General features: G+C 70.8%; 15 protein-coding genes. All 15 read right to left on the bottom strand.

The window, feature by feature from the left end:
* Positions 1 to 56: 56 nt before the first annotated feature.
* The 15 genes from ACFYYN_RS33325 to thrB all read right to left on the bottom strand — a co-directional run bounded on the left by ACFYYN_RS33325 (position 57) and on the right by thrB (position 14,751).
* Entirely contained in the window at positions 57 to 872 is an 816-nt protein-coding gene (locus ACFYYN_RS33325) for a F0F1 ATP synthase subunit delta (protein ID WP_500325350.1), read from the bottom strand.
* Complete coding sequence (locus ACFYYN_RS33330; RefSeq protein WP_018563526.1) at positions 869 to 1,414, bottom strand: F0F1 ATP synthase subunit B; 546 nt, start codon at positions 1,412 to 1,414, stop codon at positions 869 to 871. Before ACFYYN_RS33330 ends, ACFYYN_RS33325 begins: the two co-directional genes overlap by 4 nt.
* A gap of 44 nt (positions 1,415 to 1,458) precedes the next feature.
* A complete protein-coding gene (gene atpE / locus ACFYYN_RS33335) occupies positions 1,459 to 1,701 on the bottom strand; it encodes an ATP synthase F0 subunit C (protein WP_018563527.1) in 243 nt (80 codons plus the stop codon).
* A 78-nt stretch (positions 1,702 to 1,779) separates the two neighbouring features.
* Positions 1,780 to 2,610, bottom strand: coding sequence for a F0F1 ATP synthase subunit A (gene atpB, locus ACFYYN_RS33340; RefSeq protein ID WP_431965728.1), 831 nt, complete (start codon positions 2,608 to 2,610; stop codon positions 1,780 to 1,782).
* A 210-nt stretch (positions 2,611 to 2,820) separates the two neighbouring features.
* On the bottom strand, positions 2,821 to 3,234 hold the full coding sequence (locus ACFYYN_RS33345; RefSeq protein ID WP_499514036.1) for a Cg1360 family ATP-synthase-associated protein: 414 nt from the start codon (positions 3,232 to 3,234) through the stop codon (positions 2,821 to 2,823).
* A 254-nt stretch (positions 3,235 to 3,488) separates the two neighbouring features.
* Positions 3,489 to 4,796, bottom strand: coding sequence for an MraY family glycosyltransferase (locus ACFYYN_RS33350; RefSeq protein ID WP_500325352.1), 1,308 nt, complete (start codon positions 4,794 to 4,796; stop codon positions 3,489 to 3,491).
* Positions 4,797 to 4,914: 118 nt separating this feature from the next.
* On the bottom strand, positions 4,915 to 6,216 hold the full coding sequence (gene glyA, locus ACFYYN_RS33355) for a serine hydroxymethyltransferase (RefSeq protein WP_500548687.1): 1,302 nt from the start codon (positions 6,214 to 6,216) through the stop codon (positions 4,915 to 4,917).
* Between the two features lie 181 nt (positions 6,217 to 6,397).
* Positions 6,398 to 7,030 (bottom strand): arsenate reductase/protein-tyrosine-phosphatase family protein, encoded by a 633-nt coding sequence (locus tag ACFYYN_RS33360; RefSeq protein WP_499514033.1) that lies wholly within the window; start codon positions 7,028 to 7,030, stop codon positions 6,398 to 6,400.
* Positions 7,027 to 7,674, bottom strand: coding sequence for an L-threonylcarbamoyladenylate synthase (locus ACFYYN_RS33365; RefSeq protein WP_500325356.1), 648 nt, complete (start codon positions 7,672 to 7,674; stop codon positions 7,027 to 7,029). The genes ACFYYN_RS33360 and ACFYYN_RS33365 overlap by 4 nt, the downstream gene beginning before the upstream one ends.
* 31 nt (positions 7,675 to 7,705) lie before the next feature.
* Positions 7,706 to 8,551, bottom strand: a complete 846-nt coding sequence (gene prmC / locus ACFYYN_RS33370; RefSeq protein ID WP_499514031.1) for a N5-glutamine methyltransferase family protein — start codon at positions 8,549 to 8,551, stop codon at positions 7,706 to 7,708.
* A gap of 16 nt (positions 8,552 to 8,567) precedes the next feature.
* Positions 8,568 to 9,656 carry a peptide chain release factor 1 gene (prfA, locus tag ACFYYN_RS33375; RefSeq protein WP_499514030.1) on the bottom strand — a complete coding sequence of 363 codons (1,089 nt, stop codon included), beginning with the start codon at positions 9,654 to 9,656 and terminating at the stop codon, positions 8,568 to 8,570.
* A gap of 114 nt (positions 9,657 to 9,770) precedes the next feature.
* On the bottom strand, positions 9,771 to 9,995 hold the full coding sequence (rpmE, locus tag ACFYYN_RS33380) for a 50S ribosomal protein L31 (protein ID WP_431965655.1): 225 nt from the start codon (positions 9,993 to 9,995) through the stop codon (positions 9,771 to 9,773).
* Between the two features lie 123 nt (positions 9,996 to 10,118).
* The gene (locus ACFYYN_RS33385) at positions 10,119 to 11,243 is read right to left on the bottom strand and encodes an LCP family protein (RefSeq protein ID WP_500548688.1); all 1,125 of its coding nucleotides are present in this window, start codon (positions 11,241 to 11,243) and stop codon (positions 10,119 to 10,121) included.
* A gap of 270 nt (positions 11,244 to 11,513) precedes the next feature.
* Positions 11,514 to 13,430 (bottom strand): transcription termination factor Rho, encoded by a 1,917-nt coding sequence (rho, locus tag ACFYYN_RS33390; RefSeq protein ID WP_500548689.1) that lies wholly within the window; start codon positions 13,428 to 13,430, stop codon positions 11,514 to 11,516.
* Positions 13,431 to 13,827: 397 nt separating this feature from the next.
* Positions 13,828 to 14,751, bottom strand: coding sequence for a homoserine kinase (gene thrB / locus ACFYYN_RS33395; RefSeq protein ID WP_500325362.1), 924 nt, complete (start codon positions 14,749 to 14,751; stop codon positions 13,828 to 13,830).
* Positions 14,752 to 14,772: the final 21 nt, after the last annotated feature.

Raw genomic sequence — 14,772 nt, forward strand, 5'->3', positions numbered from 1 at the left:
TATTCGCTACGGCCCAACTCGGGCCGCTGGTACTGCTCTTTGAGTTGGTGGCTGGTTCAGCCGGCCATCCGCCGACTCGCCTCTTCGAGGCGGTCCGCGATGGTCCCGTCGATGACCTCGTCGCCGACCCGAACCGAGATGCCGCCGCGGACCGCGGGGTCCACGTCGAGGTTCAGGTGCACCTGCCGGCCGTAGATCGTGGCCAGCGCGGCGCCGAGGCGCTGCTTCTGCCGGTCGCTCAGCGGAACCGCCGAGACCACGACCGCAACCGTGCGGTTACGGCGCGCCGCCGCCAGCTTGGACAGGGCGTCGATCCCTGCCTCCAGGCTACGGCCTCGTGGGTGGGTCACGAGACGGACCACGATCCGCTCGGTGACCGGGTTGGCGCGGCCGCCCAGCAGCGAGTGCAGCAGGGCCGCCTTCGCCTGGGTCCCCGCGGCACGGTCGGTCAGCGCCGCCCGCAGCTCGCTGCTGCCGGAGACGATGCGGCCGAAGCGGAACAGCTCGTCCTCGACGTCGTCGAGGACGCCCGCACGCTCCGCGGCGATCAGGTCGGCGCCGTAGGACAGCTCCTCCAGCGCGTCGGTCAGATCACGCGACTGCGACCAGCGGCTGCGGACCATGCCCGCGACCAGGTCGGACGTCTCGCCGCCGATCTGCCCGCCGAGGACCGCCTGCGCCAGGCCCGCCTTGGCCTCTCCCGGCTGCGCGGGGTCGGTCAAGGCGCGGCGCAGCGAACCCTCGCGGTCGAGCAGCCCCGTGACGGCGGCCAGCTCCTCGGCGAGCTTCGCCGCGTCGACGGACGTGTTGTCCGCCAGCGCGTCGAGGCGCTCGCGCGCGGTGGCCAGTGCCTCGCGGCTCGCTCCGTTCATCGCGCGGCCTCGGCCTTCTCCTCGAGCTCGTCGAGGAAGCGGTCGATCACGCGGCTCTGGCGGGCGGTGTCCTCGAGGGACTCACCGACGATCTTGCCGGCCAGGTCGGTGGCGAGCTTGCCGACGTCCTGGCGCAGGGCGTGCGCGGCGGACCGGCGGTCGGCCTCGATCTGGGCGTGACCGGCGGCGATGATCTCCTCACGCTGCCGCTGGCCTTCCGCGCGCATCTCGGCGATGAGCGCGGCGCCCTGCTCCTGCGCCTCCTGGCGCAGACGCGCGGCCTCGTGGCGGGCCTCGGAGAGCGACTGCTTGTACTCCTCGAGGGTCCGCTGAGCCTCGGCCTGTGCGGCCTCGGCCTTCTCCATGCCGCCCTCGATGGCCTCGCGCCGCTCGTCCAGAACCTTGTTGATGTTCGGGAGGAGCTTCTTGGCGAGGAAGAAGAAGACGATGGCGAAGGCGATGAGACCGATGACGAGCTCTGGGATCGGCGGGATGAGGGGGTTCTCCGCCTCCTCGGCCGCCAGCTGTGCCAGGGCGTTCACATCAGTGCCTTCCGTCGAAAGGGGTTGGTCTCGTCAGCCCGGACTCAGGAGGTCGGGTAGACGAACGGCATGACCAGACCGATCAGCGCGAGCGCCTCACAGAAGGCGAAGCCGAGGATCTGGTTGGCGCGGATCAGGCCGGCGGCCTCGGGCTGGCGGGCGAGGGCCTGCGTACCGTTGCCGAAGATGATGCCGATGCCGACGCCGGGGCCGATGGCCGCGAGGCCGTAGCCGATGGAGCCCAGGTTGCCGAGGATCTGGGTGGCGGCGAGGTTCACAGCGGACATGCTGTTTCTTCCTTCTCTTTCACGGACCGGTGGGGGTTGGCCACCGGACAATCGGGGGGCTGTGCGTCGCGCGGGTGCTCAGTGGTGCTCGGCGAGCGCGCCCTGGACGTAGGAGCAGGCCAGCAGCACGAAGACGTACGCCTGGACGGCCTGGATGAAGAGCTCGAAGGCGGTCATCACGATGACCATCACGAACGAGACGCCGGCGTAGGCGATGCCGATCCCGTTGAGCAGGTACCAGCTGGCGATGGTGAACAGCAGCAGCAGGACGTGACCCGCGAACATGTTGGCGAACAGTCGCACCGCGTGCGTGAACGGCCGGACGATCACGTTGGAGAGGAACTCCAGGCCGACGACCATCGGCAGCACCGCGCCGAGGTTCTTGTCGTAGCCGGTGATGTTCTTCCAGCCGCCGACGAAGCCGTGCTTCTTGAAGGTCAGCGACATCCACGTGACGTAGACGATCGCGGCCAGCGCGGCCGGGTAGCTGATGATCGCCGTGACGGGGAACTGGGCGATCGGCACGATCGACCACAGGTTCATGATCCAGACGAAGAAGAACAGCGCCACCATGAAGGGCACGTACTTCTCGCCGTCACGCTTGCCGATCGTCTCGTAGACGATCCCGCGGCGCACGAAGTCGTAGCCGGCCTCGGCGACCATCTGCAGCTTGCCGGGGACGATCTTCGGCTTGGCGAAGGCAGCCCAGAAGAAGCCGACGATCACGATGCTGCCCAGCAGCGCCAGCAGCATCGTCTTGTTGAAGTAGGCGCTGCTGTCCGCGTCGCCGATCAACGGCTTGAAGAGGAAGGAGTGCAGGCCGGGGGCCGGGAAGCCGCACCCGTCGAAGATGTGGCAGTTCGTCTCGAAGGCGAGCGTCGTTACATCACTCACCGAGAGCTCCTTCAGCGTGACGCATAGGTACGGCAACCTCTACGTGTCGGCGCGGCACGTGGCCACGGAACGGCACTGGACTGGTCTTACGGATGTGGGGGCGGCGGGTGGGCGCTGAGCCGATGGGCTGTTGCGAAGGCATGACTGCCACCCGCGCCAGCTCTGCCGCAGTTGAGACCGGACGATAGCAAACGAGCGGAAGTTCGCCCGCACCGGCCCTGCTGTTCACGACGGAGTTCCGGCGGATCCGGGCTCCACGTACAGCATCTTGGTCTTCATATGAGCACGGGCCTGGGCGGCGATCCACACCAGGGTCGTACCGAGCAGGGTGAAGGCGAACACCTGGGTGTCGAACAGCGTCGTGTGCTTGAACACGGCCAGCACGATGGCCAGGAGCAGCAGCTGCACGGTGTAGAGCATCAGGCCCATCGCCTGGAACAGCGTGGGGTAGGAACGGGCGGTGCGCTGAAGCACCGTCAGACCGATTCCCATGAACACGATCACCACCACCGCGCCGAAGCCCGCGCCGATCGCGCCCTTGCCGCCCGCGAGCATGCCTGACACAGCCACCGCGATCACCCCCGCGGCAGCGGCGGGCACGGCGCAGTTCAGGAGCGTTCGGACGTCGTTGGACTGCATGGCGGCAGCTCCTCCGGCGAGGTTGGGGTACAGGGGTCGTCGAGGACGAGGGTAGCCCGGCTGCGAGGACATGCCTCACGCCGGAAGACCATCGCACTAGGGTCTTTCGGCTTGATTCCGGGTTCTCGTGAACGGTATCACAAACTATTTGATGAGGTCTTTACCCGGTTCGTGTGTGACCTGTCACACGGAAGGAGTAACCGTCGTGGCGCCTACCTGACGCCGCACCACGGCTGTGCTATCGCGCGGCCGGCCTACGGACGGGTGCCCGCGCCCCGTCCGGCGTCCACCAGGGACCGAGCGCTGAGCGCGGTCGCGCCGTTGACGCCGGGGGCCTCCCCCGCGGCGATCGTGGCCGCCGCGGCGGCGTGCGCCGCCTGCGCGGCCTCCACCCGGGTACGGCGGTAGCGCGGCGGGACGAACGCCTCGGCCCAGCGCGGGGCCCGGGGCCGGAAGCGCGGCATGAGCAGGGCGATCAGTCCCATGGCGCTCAGCATCACGATGCCCAGGACGATCCACAGGCTGGAGGAGTTGACCGAGAAGGCGACCGCGCCGAAGGAGATCAGCGCGGACCAGAAGTACATGATCCACACGGCCCGGCTGTGCGAGTGGCCGATGTCCAGCAGCCGGTGGTGGAGGTGGCCGCGGTCGGCGGCGAACGGCGACTGCCCGTTCCAGGTGCGGCGCACGATGGCCAGCACCAGGTCGGCCGCCGGGATCGCGATGAGCGTCAGCGGCAGCAGCAGCGGCATGTAGACCGGCACCATGAAGTGCGTGGTGTCCCGGGTCGAGCCGGTGAGGTTGGTGATGGCGTCGGGGTCGGTCTGGCCGGTGATGGAGATCGCGCCGGAGGCCAGCACCAGGCCGATCAGCATCGAGCCCGAGTCACCCATGAAGATCCGCGCGGGGTGGAAGTTGTGCGGCAGGAAGCCCAGGCACATCCCGATGAGGATCGCGCTGAACAGCGTCGCCGGGGCGGCGGCCTCGATGCCGTATCCGTACCAGATGCGGTAGGCGTACATGAAGAACGCGATCGCGGCGATGCACACCATTCCGGACGCGAGTCCGTCGAGTCCGTCGACGAAGTTCACCGCGTTGATCGTGATCACGACCAGGGCCACGGTCAGCAGGGTCGACTGCACCGGTGTGAGCGCGACGATGCCCTTGCCCGGGATCGGCAGCCACAGCACGGTCAGACCCTGCAGCACCATCACGCCGGCGGCGATCATCTGCGCGCCCAGCTTGATCAGCGCGTCCACGCCCCACTTGTCGTCCAGCACGCCCAGCAGCCAGATCAGCCCGGCGCCGGAGAGCAGTGCCCGTGGCTCGTTGGAGAGCTCGAAGACGCTCTTGAGGTTGGTCAGGTGGGCCGCCACTAGCAGGCCCGCGCACAGACCGCCGAACATGGCGATGCCGCCGAGGCGTGGCGTGGGTTCGCGGTGGACGTCACGATCACGGATCTCGGGCATGGCGCCCGCCGCGATGGCGAACTTCCGCACCGGCCCCGTGAGGAGGTAGGTCACGGCGGCTGCCACGCAGAGGGTCAAGAGGTACTCGCGCACGGCCACACCCTATTCGCGTCCGGGTGGCGACTGTAAACACAGACGAAGACTCACAGCGGGTACCCAGGGTTGCACACACCACTCCCGGGGTCGGCCCGCGCCCCCTGTGAAGCGCGTCTCAGCCGGGGTACGGAGGGAAGCCCTCGACCAGTTCCGCGACCTCGCCCGCCAGTCCCCGCTCCTCCCGCAGCGCCCGCACGATCAGGTCCGCGACCTGCGGCATCTGCTCCTCGCCCATCCCCTGGGTGGTCACCGACGCGGTGCCCAGACGGATGCCGGAACCGGCCGCGCAGGGCTCCGTGTCGTACGGCAGCGTGTACTTGTCCAGCACGATCCCGGCGGCCGCGCACAGCCCGCGGGCGCGCATCCCGGTGACCCCCAGGGCCGAGACGTCGGCGGCGATCAGGTGCGTGTCCGTGCCGCCGGTGGCGATGCGCAGGCCGCGCGCGGAGAGCGCCCCGGCGAGCGTGCGGGCGTTGGCGACGACCTGGTGCGCGTAGAGCGCGAACTCCGGCCGCGCCGCCTCCGCGAGGGCCACCGCCTTCGCCGCGACGGCGTGCATGTGGGGGCCGCCCTGCGAGAACGGGAAGACCGCCCGGTCGATGCGCTGGGCCAGGTCCGCGCCGCACAGGACCAGCCCGCCACGCGGGCCGCGGAGCGTCTTGTGCGTGGTGGCGCACACCACGTCCGCGTACGGCACCGGGTTGGGGGCGGCCCCGCCGGCGACCAGGCCGAGCGTGTGCGCGGCGTCCACGATCAGGTACGCACCGACGTCGTCCGCGATCTCCCGGAAGACGGCGTAGTCGATGTGCCGGGGGTAGGCGATGCCGCCGCAGACGATCGCCTTCGGGCGGTGGCGGTGGGCCAGGACCCGCAACTGCTCGTAGTCGATCAGGCCGCCCTCCTCGAAGGTCCCGCCCCGCGTCACCCCGTAGCCGGCGAAGCGGAACCAGCGGCCGGAGAAGTTCGACTCGGATCCGTGGGTGAGGTGGCCGCCGTGGGCCAGCGACATCGCCAGGACGGTGTCCCCGGGGACCAGGAGGGCCGCGTAGGCGGCCAGCACGGCCGAGGAGCCGGAGTAGGGCTGCACGTTCGCGTGCGCGGCTCCGAACAACCGTGTGGCCCTTTCGACGGCCAGCCGCTCGGCCAGGTCCACCAGCTCGCACCCGGCGTGGTGGCGGTGACCGGGGTAGCCCTCGGCGTACTTGTTGGCGAGCGGCGAGCCGAGCGCCGTCAGGACGGCCGGGGAGGTGAAGTTCTCGCCGGCGATCAACTGCAGGCACGAGGCCTGCCGCTGGGCCTCCCCGAGGAGGATGTCGGCCAGCTCGGGGTCATGGGCGCGCAGCTCGTCGAGGCCGCGGCCCCAGGCCGGGAGCGTGGGGGTGACTATGTGGGGTGAAGACGCTTCCGCGGTGGGCATGGCGGCGCTCCCGGGGGCGGCTGGGAAGGTTCTCACCTGCCACTGTTGCACCCTTCCGGACATTTCGCGCCGCGTTGTGCTCCACCGGGGGCCGGGTTTCCGCCAGGGGCCGCGCCGCCCGTGCCGCGGCAGCCACCCCGAGGGCCACCTGCGTCGTGCTGAAACCTTCCGCCCGGGGCAGTCAGGCGGTGGGCGCCGGCATCCCGGTGAGCGCGGTCAGGACGGGGTCCAGCGCGTCGTGGATCTCCTCGCCGATGCTGCGGAAGAACGTCAGCGGGGCGCCGTACGGGTCGTACACCTCGTCCGCGTCGGGGGTGGGCGCCAGCAGCCACCCGCGCAGGGCCGCGGCGGCGCGCACCAGGGACCGCGCGCGCTCGGTCACGCTGCCCTCCGGCAGCGTCGCCGGGTCTATCGCCTTCACCAGCCGGGTGAACTCCTTGAGCGTGAAGGTGCGCAGCCCCGCCGCGTGCCCCATGGAGATCACCTGGGCGCGGTGGTCGCGGGTCGCGGTCAGGACGAGGTCGGCGTCGATCACATGGTCGTCGAGGAGTTCGCGGCCGAGGAACCCCGTGGGGTCGGCGGCGTACTCGGCGAGCACCGTGGCGGCGTGCGCCTCCATCGGCGAGCCCTCGTGCCCCCAGGTGCCGGCGCTCTCCACGACGATCCCCGCCGCGCCGTCACCGAGCCGCAGCGTCAGCTCGTGCCGGGTCAGCCGCTCGGCCATGGGCGAGCGGCAGACGTTGCCGGTGCAGACGTGGAGGATGCGGAACGGGCGCTCGCCGTGATCCCACTGCCCGGGTATGGGCGGTGTCAATTGCCGACCTCCAGGTCGGGGACGACCTCACGGAGCTGCTCCGCGCTGATCGCGCCCGCCCGCAGCAGGACTGGCACCTTGCCGGTGACGTCCACGATCGAGGACGGTACGGCCGCGGGCGTCGGGCCGCCGTCGAGGTAGATCGCGACGGAGTCCCCGAGCATCTCCTGCGCCGCGTCGCAGTCCTGCGGGGAGGGGTGACCGGTCAGGTTGGCGCTGGAGACGGCCATCGGGCCGGTCTCGGTCAGCAGTTCGATGGCGACCGGGTGCAGCGGCATGCGGACGGCCACGGTGCCGCGGGTGTCCCCCAGGTCCCACTGGAGCGACGGCTGGTGACGGGCGACGAGGGTGAGGGCACCCGGCCAGAAGGCGTCGACCAGCTCCCAGGCCTGCTCGCTGAAGTCGGTGACCAGGCCGTGCAGGGTGTTCGGGGAGCCGACCAGGACGGGCGAGGGCATGTTGCGGCCCCGGCCCTTGGCCTCCAGCAGGTCGCCGACGGCCTCGGTGTTGAACGCGTCCGCGCCGATCCCGTAGACGGTGTCGGTGGGCAGCACCACGAGCTCGCCGCGGCGTACGGCGGACGCGGCCTCACGCAGTCCGGCAACCCGGTCCGTCGCGTCCGAGCAGTCGTAACGCCGTGCCATCAGCAGACCTCCATGACGTGTGGCGCCGTGGTCACGGCGTCGCCTTGCGGGCAGTGGTGAACCGGGGACGGTTGTTGAGGTCGGGGTGGTCGGCGGCGTCCGCCCAGCCGGCCTCCTCGGTGAAGATCCAGGGCACCTGGCCGCCCTGGGTGTCGGCGTGCTCGATGACGACGACCCCGCCCGGCCGCAGCAGCCGGTGCGCGGTGCGCTCGATGCCGCGGATGGTGTCCAGGCCGTCCTCACCGGAGAACAACGCCATCTCGGGGTCGTGGTCGCGGGCCTCCGGCGCCACGTGCTCCCATTCGGTGAGCGGGATGTAGGGCGGGTTGGAGATCACCAGGTCCACCTGGCCGTTGAGGTCCTGGAAGGCCTCCAGGGCGTTGCCCTGCCGCAGGTCGACCTTGCTGCCCTCGACGTTCTTGCGGGCCCACACCAGCGCCTCGTCGGACAGCTCCACCGCGTGCACCCGGCTGCGCGGCACCTCCTGCGCCAGGGCGAGCGCGATGGCGCCCGAACCGGTGCACAGGTCGACGATGAGCGGCTCGGCGACGTCCATGGCGCGCACGGCGTCTATGGCCCACCCGACGACCGACTCGGTCTCCGGGCGGGGCACGAAGACCCCGGGACCCACCTGGAGCTCCAGGTACCGGAAGAACGCGCGGCCCGTGATGTGCTGCAGCGGCTCGCGGGCCTCACGGCGGGCCACGGCCTCCCAGTAGCGCGCGTCGAAGTCGGCGTCGGCGACGGTGTGCAGCGCGCCGCGCTTCACCCCGTGTACGTACGCCGCGAGCTCCTCGGCGTCGAACCGCGGCGAGGGAACGCCGGCGTCGGCCAGCCGCTGGGTCGCCTGGGCGACCTCGGCGAGCAGCAGGTTCACGTTCTCCGCCTCCGGTTCAGCTTCCGTCGCCCGCGGCAGCCAGCTTGGCGGCCGAGTCGGCGTCGACGCAGGCCTGGATCACCGCGTCCAGTTCCCCGTCGAGGACCTGGTCCAAGTTGTACGCCTTGAAGCCGACGCGGTGGTCGGAGATGCGGTTCTCCGGGAAGTTGTAGGTGCGGATGCGCTCGCTGCGGTCCACCGTCCGCACCTGGCTGCGGCGGGCATCCGAGGCCTCGCGCTCGGCCTCCTCCTGCGCGGCGGCCAGCAACCGGGAGCGCAGGATGCGCATCGCCGACTCCTTGTTCTGCAGCTGGCTCTTCTCGTTCTGGCAGGAGACGACCAGCCCGGAGGGCAGGTGGGTGATGCGCACCGCGGAGTCGGTGGTGTTGACCGACTGGCCGCCGGGGCCCGAGGAGCGGTAGACGTCGATCCGCAGGTCGTTGGCGTTGACCTCGACCTCGACCTCGTCGGCCTCGGGGGTCACCAGCACACCGGCGGCGGAGGTGTGGATCCGGCCCTGCGACTCGGTGGCCGGCACGCGCTGGACGCGGTGCACGCCCCCCTCGTACTTCAGCCGGGCCCAGACGCCCTGGCCGGGCTCGGTGGCACCGTTGCCGCCCTTGGTCTTCACCGCGACCTGGACGTCCTTGTAGCCGCCGAGGTCGGAGGCGTTGGCGTCGATGATCTCGGTCTTCCAGCCCTGGCGCTCGGCGTAGCGCAGGTACATGCGCAGGAGGTCGCCGGCGAACAGCGCGGACTCCTCGCCGCCCTCGCCCGCCTTGACCTCCAGGATCACGTCCTTGTCGTCGCTGGGGTCACGCGGGACGAGCAGCAGCCGCAGGCGCTCGGTGAGCTCCTCGCGCTGCTTCTCCAGCTCCTTCACCTCGGCGGCGAAGTCGGGGTCGTCCGCGGCCAGTTCGCGCGCGGTGCCGATGTCCTCGCCGGTCTGCTTCCAGCCGCGGTAGGTGCCGATGATGGGGGTCAGCTCCGCGTAGCGCTTGTTGAGCTTGCGCGCGTTGGCCTGGTCGGCGAAGACCGCCGGGTCGGCAAGCTTCTTCTCGAGGTCGGCGTACTCGCCGATCAGTTCCTCGACCGCCTCGAACATCAGGATCCCTGCTTCTGGAAGGGGTGAACGCCGGTGTACCAGCCTGGGACGACAAAGCGCCGGTCCGGCCGCCGGAGGATATCCGGGCAGCCGTGGACCGGCGCTTTCGGGTCGCTACTTCTTGGCGGACCCGGCCGCCTTGCCGAAGCGGGCCTCGAAGCGGGCCACGCGGCCACCGGTGTCGAGGATCTTCTGCTTGCCCGTGTAGAACGGGTGGCACGCGGAGCACACGTCGGCGCGGATGACGCCCTCGGTGACGGTGCTGCGGGTGGTGAACGAGTTGCCGCAGGTGCAGCTGACCTGCGTCTCCACGTACTCCGGGTGGATGTCGCGCTTCAAGGGATTCTCCTAGTGTTCGGGAGGGTCCCGGGTCGTGCTGCGGGCTTGCGTCACGTGAACCGGGGCCGACGTACCAGTCTGCCAGCACTGGCCGCATCTCCCCAAACCGGGGCCCGCGGCGATCTATTCCGATCCCGTCGCGGACGGCTGCGAGGAGCTCCTGACCACACCGTTCGTGTCGACGTCGTCACCCGCCGAGCCCTTGGTGGCGGACCTGGGGATCGGCTTGTCGGCCCGTAGCGCGGCCCAGACCTGCTCGGCCTGGTCGGGGATCGGCAGGACGCGGTTGGGGTCGGCCGGGTCGTAGCGCACCGGCATGGTGACCATGTTGATGTCCTTGGAGCCCAGGCCCTTCAGGCTCTCCCCGAGGCCGACCAGCTTCTTCACGGACGCCAGCTCCGAGTCGGTGGTGATGGCGCCGGTGGCGGTGTCGGCGATCTCGTAGAGCCGGGTCGGCGAGCTCAGCAGCCCGATGCTGTTCACCCGGTCCACCAGGGCGCTGAGGAAGGCCTGCTGCAGCCTTATCCGGCCCAGGTCGCTGCCGTCCCCCACCCCGTGACGGGTGCGGACCAGGCCGAGGGCCTGCTTGCCGTCGAGGTGGTGCGTGCCGGCCGGCAGGTGCAGATGGCTCCGGTTGTCGCTGATGGCCTGGCTGGTGGTGACGGTGACCCCGCCGAGGGCGTCGATGAGGTGCTGGAAGCCGGCGAAGTCGACCTCGATGTAGTGGTCCATGCGGATGCCGGTCATCGTCTCGGCCGTCTTGACCGCGCAGGCCGGGCCGCCGATCGAGTACGCCTCGTTGAACATCTCGCCCCGGCGGGGCGGGGCCGTGCCGCCGCCGGGCTCGGCGCACGCCGGGCGGTCGACGAGGGTGTCGCGGGGGATGCTCACCACGCTCGCCCGGTGGTGCCCCTGGTAGACGTGGACGATCATCGCGGTGTCGGAGCGGGCGGTGCCGTCGTCCTGGCCGCCGCCGGCCTTCTGGTTGCTGCCGGAGCGGGAGTCGGAGCCGAGGACGAGGATGTCCATCGAGCCGTTGTCGACGTCGGCCGGCCGGTCGCGTCCGAGGAGGGCGTTGATGTCGATGCCCCTGATGTTGCCGTTGAGCTTGAGGTAGAGGCAGCCGACGGCGGTGGTGGCCAGCAGGAGGAACGTCGCCACGACCCAGGCGGTGATCCGCAGGGCCCGTCGGCGGGGGCTGCGCCGGCGTCGCCGGGCGGCTCGTCCGTCGTCCGCGTGATCGGCCATCGGCTCCTCTGTCCTGATCGGCTCCTCATGATTGGGGTACCCGTTCCCGTGCCCGATCAGGCACGGGAGAGGTGCCCGCACAGGGCAATGACAGCGGGTCCGGGAGCGCCCCGCCTCGGGACGCGCCGGATCCGCCGCAGGTGAGAGCCATCCGGTCGGTGCCGCGGGCGGGCACGAGCGGCCGCGCACGAGCGGCCGGGGACGACGGAAGGCCGGTCCCGTCACCGAAGTGACGGGACCGGCCTCCTGGGCCGTGCCGACGCCGGGGCGTCAGTCGTTGTTGCCGCCCGGGGTGGTCTTGGCGATCTGCATCAGGAACTCGGCGTTGGACTTGGTCTGCTTCATCTTGTCCAGCAGCAGCTCGATCGCCTGCTGCGAGTCGAGCGCGTGCAGCACCCGGCGCAGCTTCCAGACGATGTTCAGCTCGTCCGGAGCCAGCAGGATCTCCTCCTTGCGGGTGCCGGACGGGTCGACGTCCACCGCGGGGAAGATCCGCTTGTCGGCGAGCTTCCGGTCGAGCTTGAGCTCCATGTTGCCGGTGCCCTTGAACTCCTCGAAGATCACCTCGTCCATGCGCGAGCCGGTCTCGACCAGCGCGGTGGCCAGGATGGTCAGCGAGCCGCCGTCCTCGATGTTGCGCGCGGCACCGAAGAAGCGCTTCGGCGGGTACAGCGCGGTCGAGTCGACACCACCGGACAGGATGCGGCCGGAGGCGGGCGCCGCGAGGTTGTACGCGCGGCCCAGACGGGTGATGGAGTCCAGCAGGACGACGACGTCGTGGCCCAGCTCCACCAGCCGCTTGGCGCGCTCGATGGCGAGCTCGGCGACGGTGGTGTGGTCCTCGGCGGGACGGTCGAAGGTCGAGGAGATGACCTCGCCCTTCACCGACCGCTGCATGTCGGTGACCTCTTCCGGACGCTCGTCGACGAGGACGACCATCAGGTGGCACTCGGGGTTGTTGCGGGTGATCGCATTGGCGATGGCCTGCATGATGATCGTCTTACCGGTCTTCGGCGGGGCCACGATCAGGCCGCGCTGGCCCTTTCCGATCGGGGCGACCAGGTCGATGATCCGGGTGATCAGCTGGCCGGGCTCGTTCTCCAGCCGCAGCCGCTCCTGCGGGTACAGCGGGGTGAGCTTGCCGAACTCCGGACGGCCGCGGCCGCTCTCCGGCGCCATGCCGTTGACGGAGTCCAGGCGCACCAGGGCGTTGAACTTCTCGCGGCGCTCGCCGTCCTTCGGCTGCCGGACGGCACCGGTGACGTGGTCACCCTTGCGCAGGCCGTTCTTGCGGACCTGGGCGAGCGAGACGTACACGTCGTTCGGGCCGGGCAGGTAGCCCGAGGTCCGGATGAACGCGTAGTTGTCGAGGATGTCGAGGATGCCCGCGACCGGGATCAGGACGTCGTCGTCGGCGACCTGCGGCTCACCCGCGAAGTCGTCGCGGCGGTTGCCGCCCCGCCCGCGGCGGTCGCGGTAACGGCCCCGGCGCCGGCGGCCGCTGCCGTCGAACTCGTCGTCGTCCTGGTGGCCGCCGCCCTGCTGCTGGCCCTGGGGGCCGCCGCCCTGCTGCTGACGCTGCTGGCCGCCGTCCTCGCCGCCCTTGCGGCGGTCGCGCTGACGGTCCCGCTGACGGTCGCGGCGGCTCTCGCGGCGCTCGTCGCCGCCCTTGGCGTCGCCGGACCTGCCCTCGGCGCTGTCCACGGCGGCCTCGGCGCGGCCCTCGGCGGACTGCTCGGCCTTGGCGGACTCCGCCTTGGCCTTGGCCGCGGGTGCGGTCTTCTCGCCGGCCGGCTGGCCGGGGATCTCGATCTGCTTCGGCTGCTGCTCGGCGGCCTGGTTCCCGGCCTCGGCGGATTCACCCGTACGGGTGCGCGAGGTCGCCCGGCGCTTCGGCTTCTCGGCGGCGGGCGCGCCCTCGGAGGCGGTGGCCTTGGCGCCGCTGCCGGACTGCGCGGCCTTGATGGTCTCGATGAGCTGGCTCTTGCGCATCCGCGCGGTGCCCTTGATGCCGAGACCGGAGGCGAGCTGCTGCAGCTCGGCCAGGACCATGCCGTCAAGACCGGTACCGGCGCGGCGGCGCCGCGCGGCGGGGGCAGTGGCAGCACCGGTGGCAGGCGCGGCAGCATCGGACGCGGCGACAGGGCTGTCTGCGCGTACGCCCATCAGATCGGTGGTGTCGCTCACGAAGGGTCCTTCCCTGGAGCGGACGTCGGCCTGTCTGGCTCGGCGACCGGTCGTGCTGTCCGGATCCGGTCCTTATCACTTACGCCGGACCCGGGGCGGTGGTCCGCCTGATGGCGGAGGAAATGATGTGGAACAAAAAACACAGTTACCGGCGAGGTGAGAGTCCACTCTCGGGTGAAACGTCACCCGCGCCGTCTCCGGAGCGTGCTCGGCACTGCCCAGGCAGGCTGCCTATGCGGTGTGGGAGGCTCCCGGAAGAATGGGCGGTCCCGATGCGGGACACAAGGCACCGGGACAACAGGTCCAGCAGGCGGGCGCCTGAGTCCACGGGTGCAGCAATGAGATTAACACTACCGGATCCAACAAACATTCCCCCTCTCTACGACCGGCAATCGTGTCACTGCCCCACAGCGAGCGGCAGCACACTCGCCCCCGCCGCGTCGAGGGCCAGGCGGTTCGCCGCCCACCCCTCGGCCGCCAGCCGGGAGACCTTGTCGGCGGTGTCCTCGTCCGCCAGCGCCAGCACCGTGGGTCCCGCACCCGAGATGACAGCGGGGACGCCCTCGGCGCGCAGTCGGTTCACCAGTGCCGTGCTCTCCGGCATCGCGGGCGCCCGGTACTCCTGGTGCAGCCGGTCCTCGGTGGCGGGGAGCAGCAGGTCGGGGCGCCGGGTGAGGGCCTCGACCAGGAGTGCGGCGCGTCCCGCGTTGACCGCGGCGTCCACGTGCGGGACGGTGCGCGGCAGCAACCCCCGGGCGGTCTCGGTCAGCACCGGCCTGCCCGGCACGAAAACCACCGGAACGACCGACTCGCAGGGGTCCATACGGACCGCGTGGGCGGCCCCGCCCTCGGTCCAGGCCAGTGTGAAGCCGCCGAGCAGACAGGCGGCGACGTTGTCCGGGTGGCCCTCGATCTCGTTGGCCAGTTCCAGCAGCGCGGCGTCGTCGAGCTTCTCCTGCCCGCCTATCGTCACCGCGCGGGCGGCCATGATGCCCGCGCAGATGGCGGCGGAGGAGGAACCGAGGCCGCGGCCGTGCGGGATGCGGTTGGCGCACACGACCTCCAGGCCGCGCGGCTGACCGCCGAGCAGGTCGAAGGCGGTGCGCAGGGAGCGTACGACCAGGTGGTTCTCGTCGCGGGAGAGCGAGTCGGCGCCTTCGCCGGCGATGTCGACGTGCAGACCGGAGTCGGCCACCCGGACCACGACGTCGTCGTAGAGTCCGAGCGCCAGGCCGAAGGCGTCGAAGCCCGGTCCGAGGTTGGCGCTGGTCGCGGGGACCCGCACTCGGACGGCGGCGGCGCGGAAGGCTGGTCCGGCCATCGTTCGATGACTCTCCTTGTT

The organism is Streptomyces sp. NPDC001902 (genome assembly GCF_042891295.1).
GTDB lineage: Bacteria > Actinomycetota > Actinomycetes > Streptomycetales > Streptomycetaceae > Actinacidiphila.

Coding starts and splice junctions, on each gene's coding strand:
- ACFYYN_RS33325 (WP_500325350.1), bottom strand. CDS start 872: ATGAACGGAGCGAGCCGCGAGGCACTGGCCACCGCGCGCGAGCGCCTC.
- atpE (WP_018563527.1), bottom strand. CDS start 1,701: ATGTCCGCTGTGAACCTCGCCGCCACCCAGATCCTCGGCAACCTGGGC.
- ACFYYN_RS33345 (WP_499514036.1), bottom strand. CDS start 3,234: ATGCAGTCCAACGACGTCCGAACGCTCCTGAACTGCGCCGTGCCCGCC.
- glyA (WP_500548687.1), bottom strand. CDS start 6,216: ATGCCCACCGCGGAAGCGTCTTCACCCCACATAGTCACCCCCACGCTC.
- ACFYYN_RS33365 (WP_500325356.1), bottom strand. CDS start 7,674: ATGGCACGGCGTTACGACTGCTCGGACGCGACGGACCGGGTTGCCGGA.
- prfA (WP_499514030.1), bottom strand. CDS start 9,656: ATGTTCGAGGCGGTCGAGGAACTGATCGGCGAGTACGCCGACCTCGAG.
- ACFYYN_RS33385 (WP_500548688.1), bottom strand. CDS start 11,243: ATGGCCGATCACGCGGACGACGGACGAGCCGCCCGGCGACGCCGGCGC.
- thrB (WP_500325362.1), bottom strand. CDS start 14,751: ATGGCCGGACCAGCCTTCCGCGCCGCCGCCGTCCGAGTGCGGGTCCCC.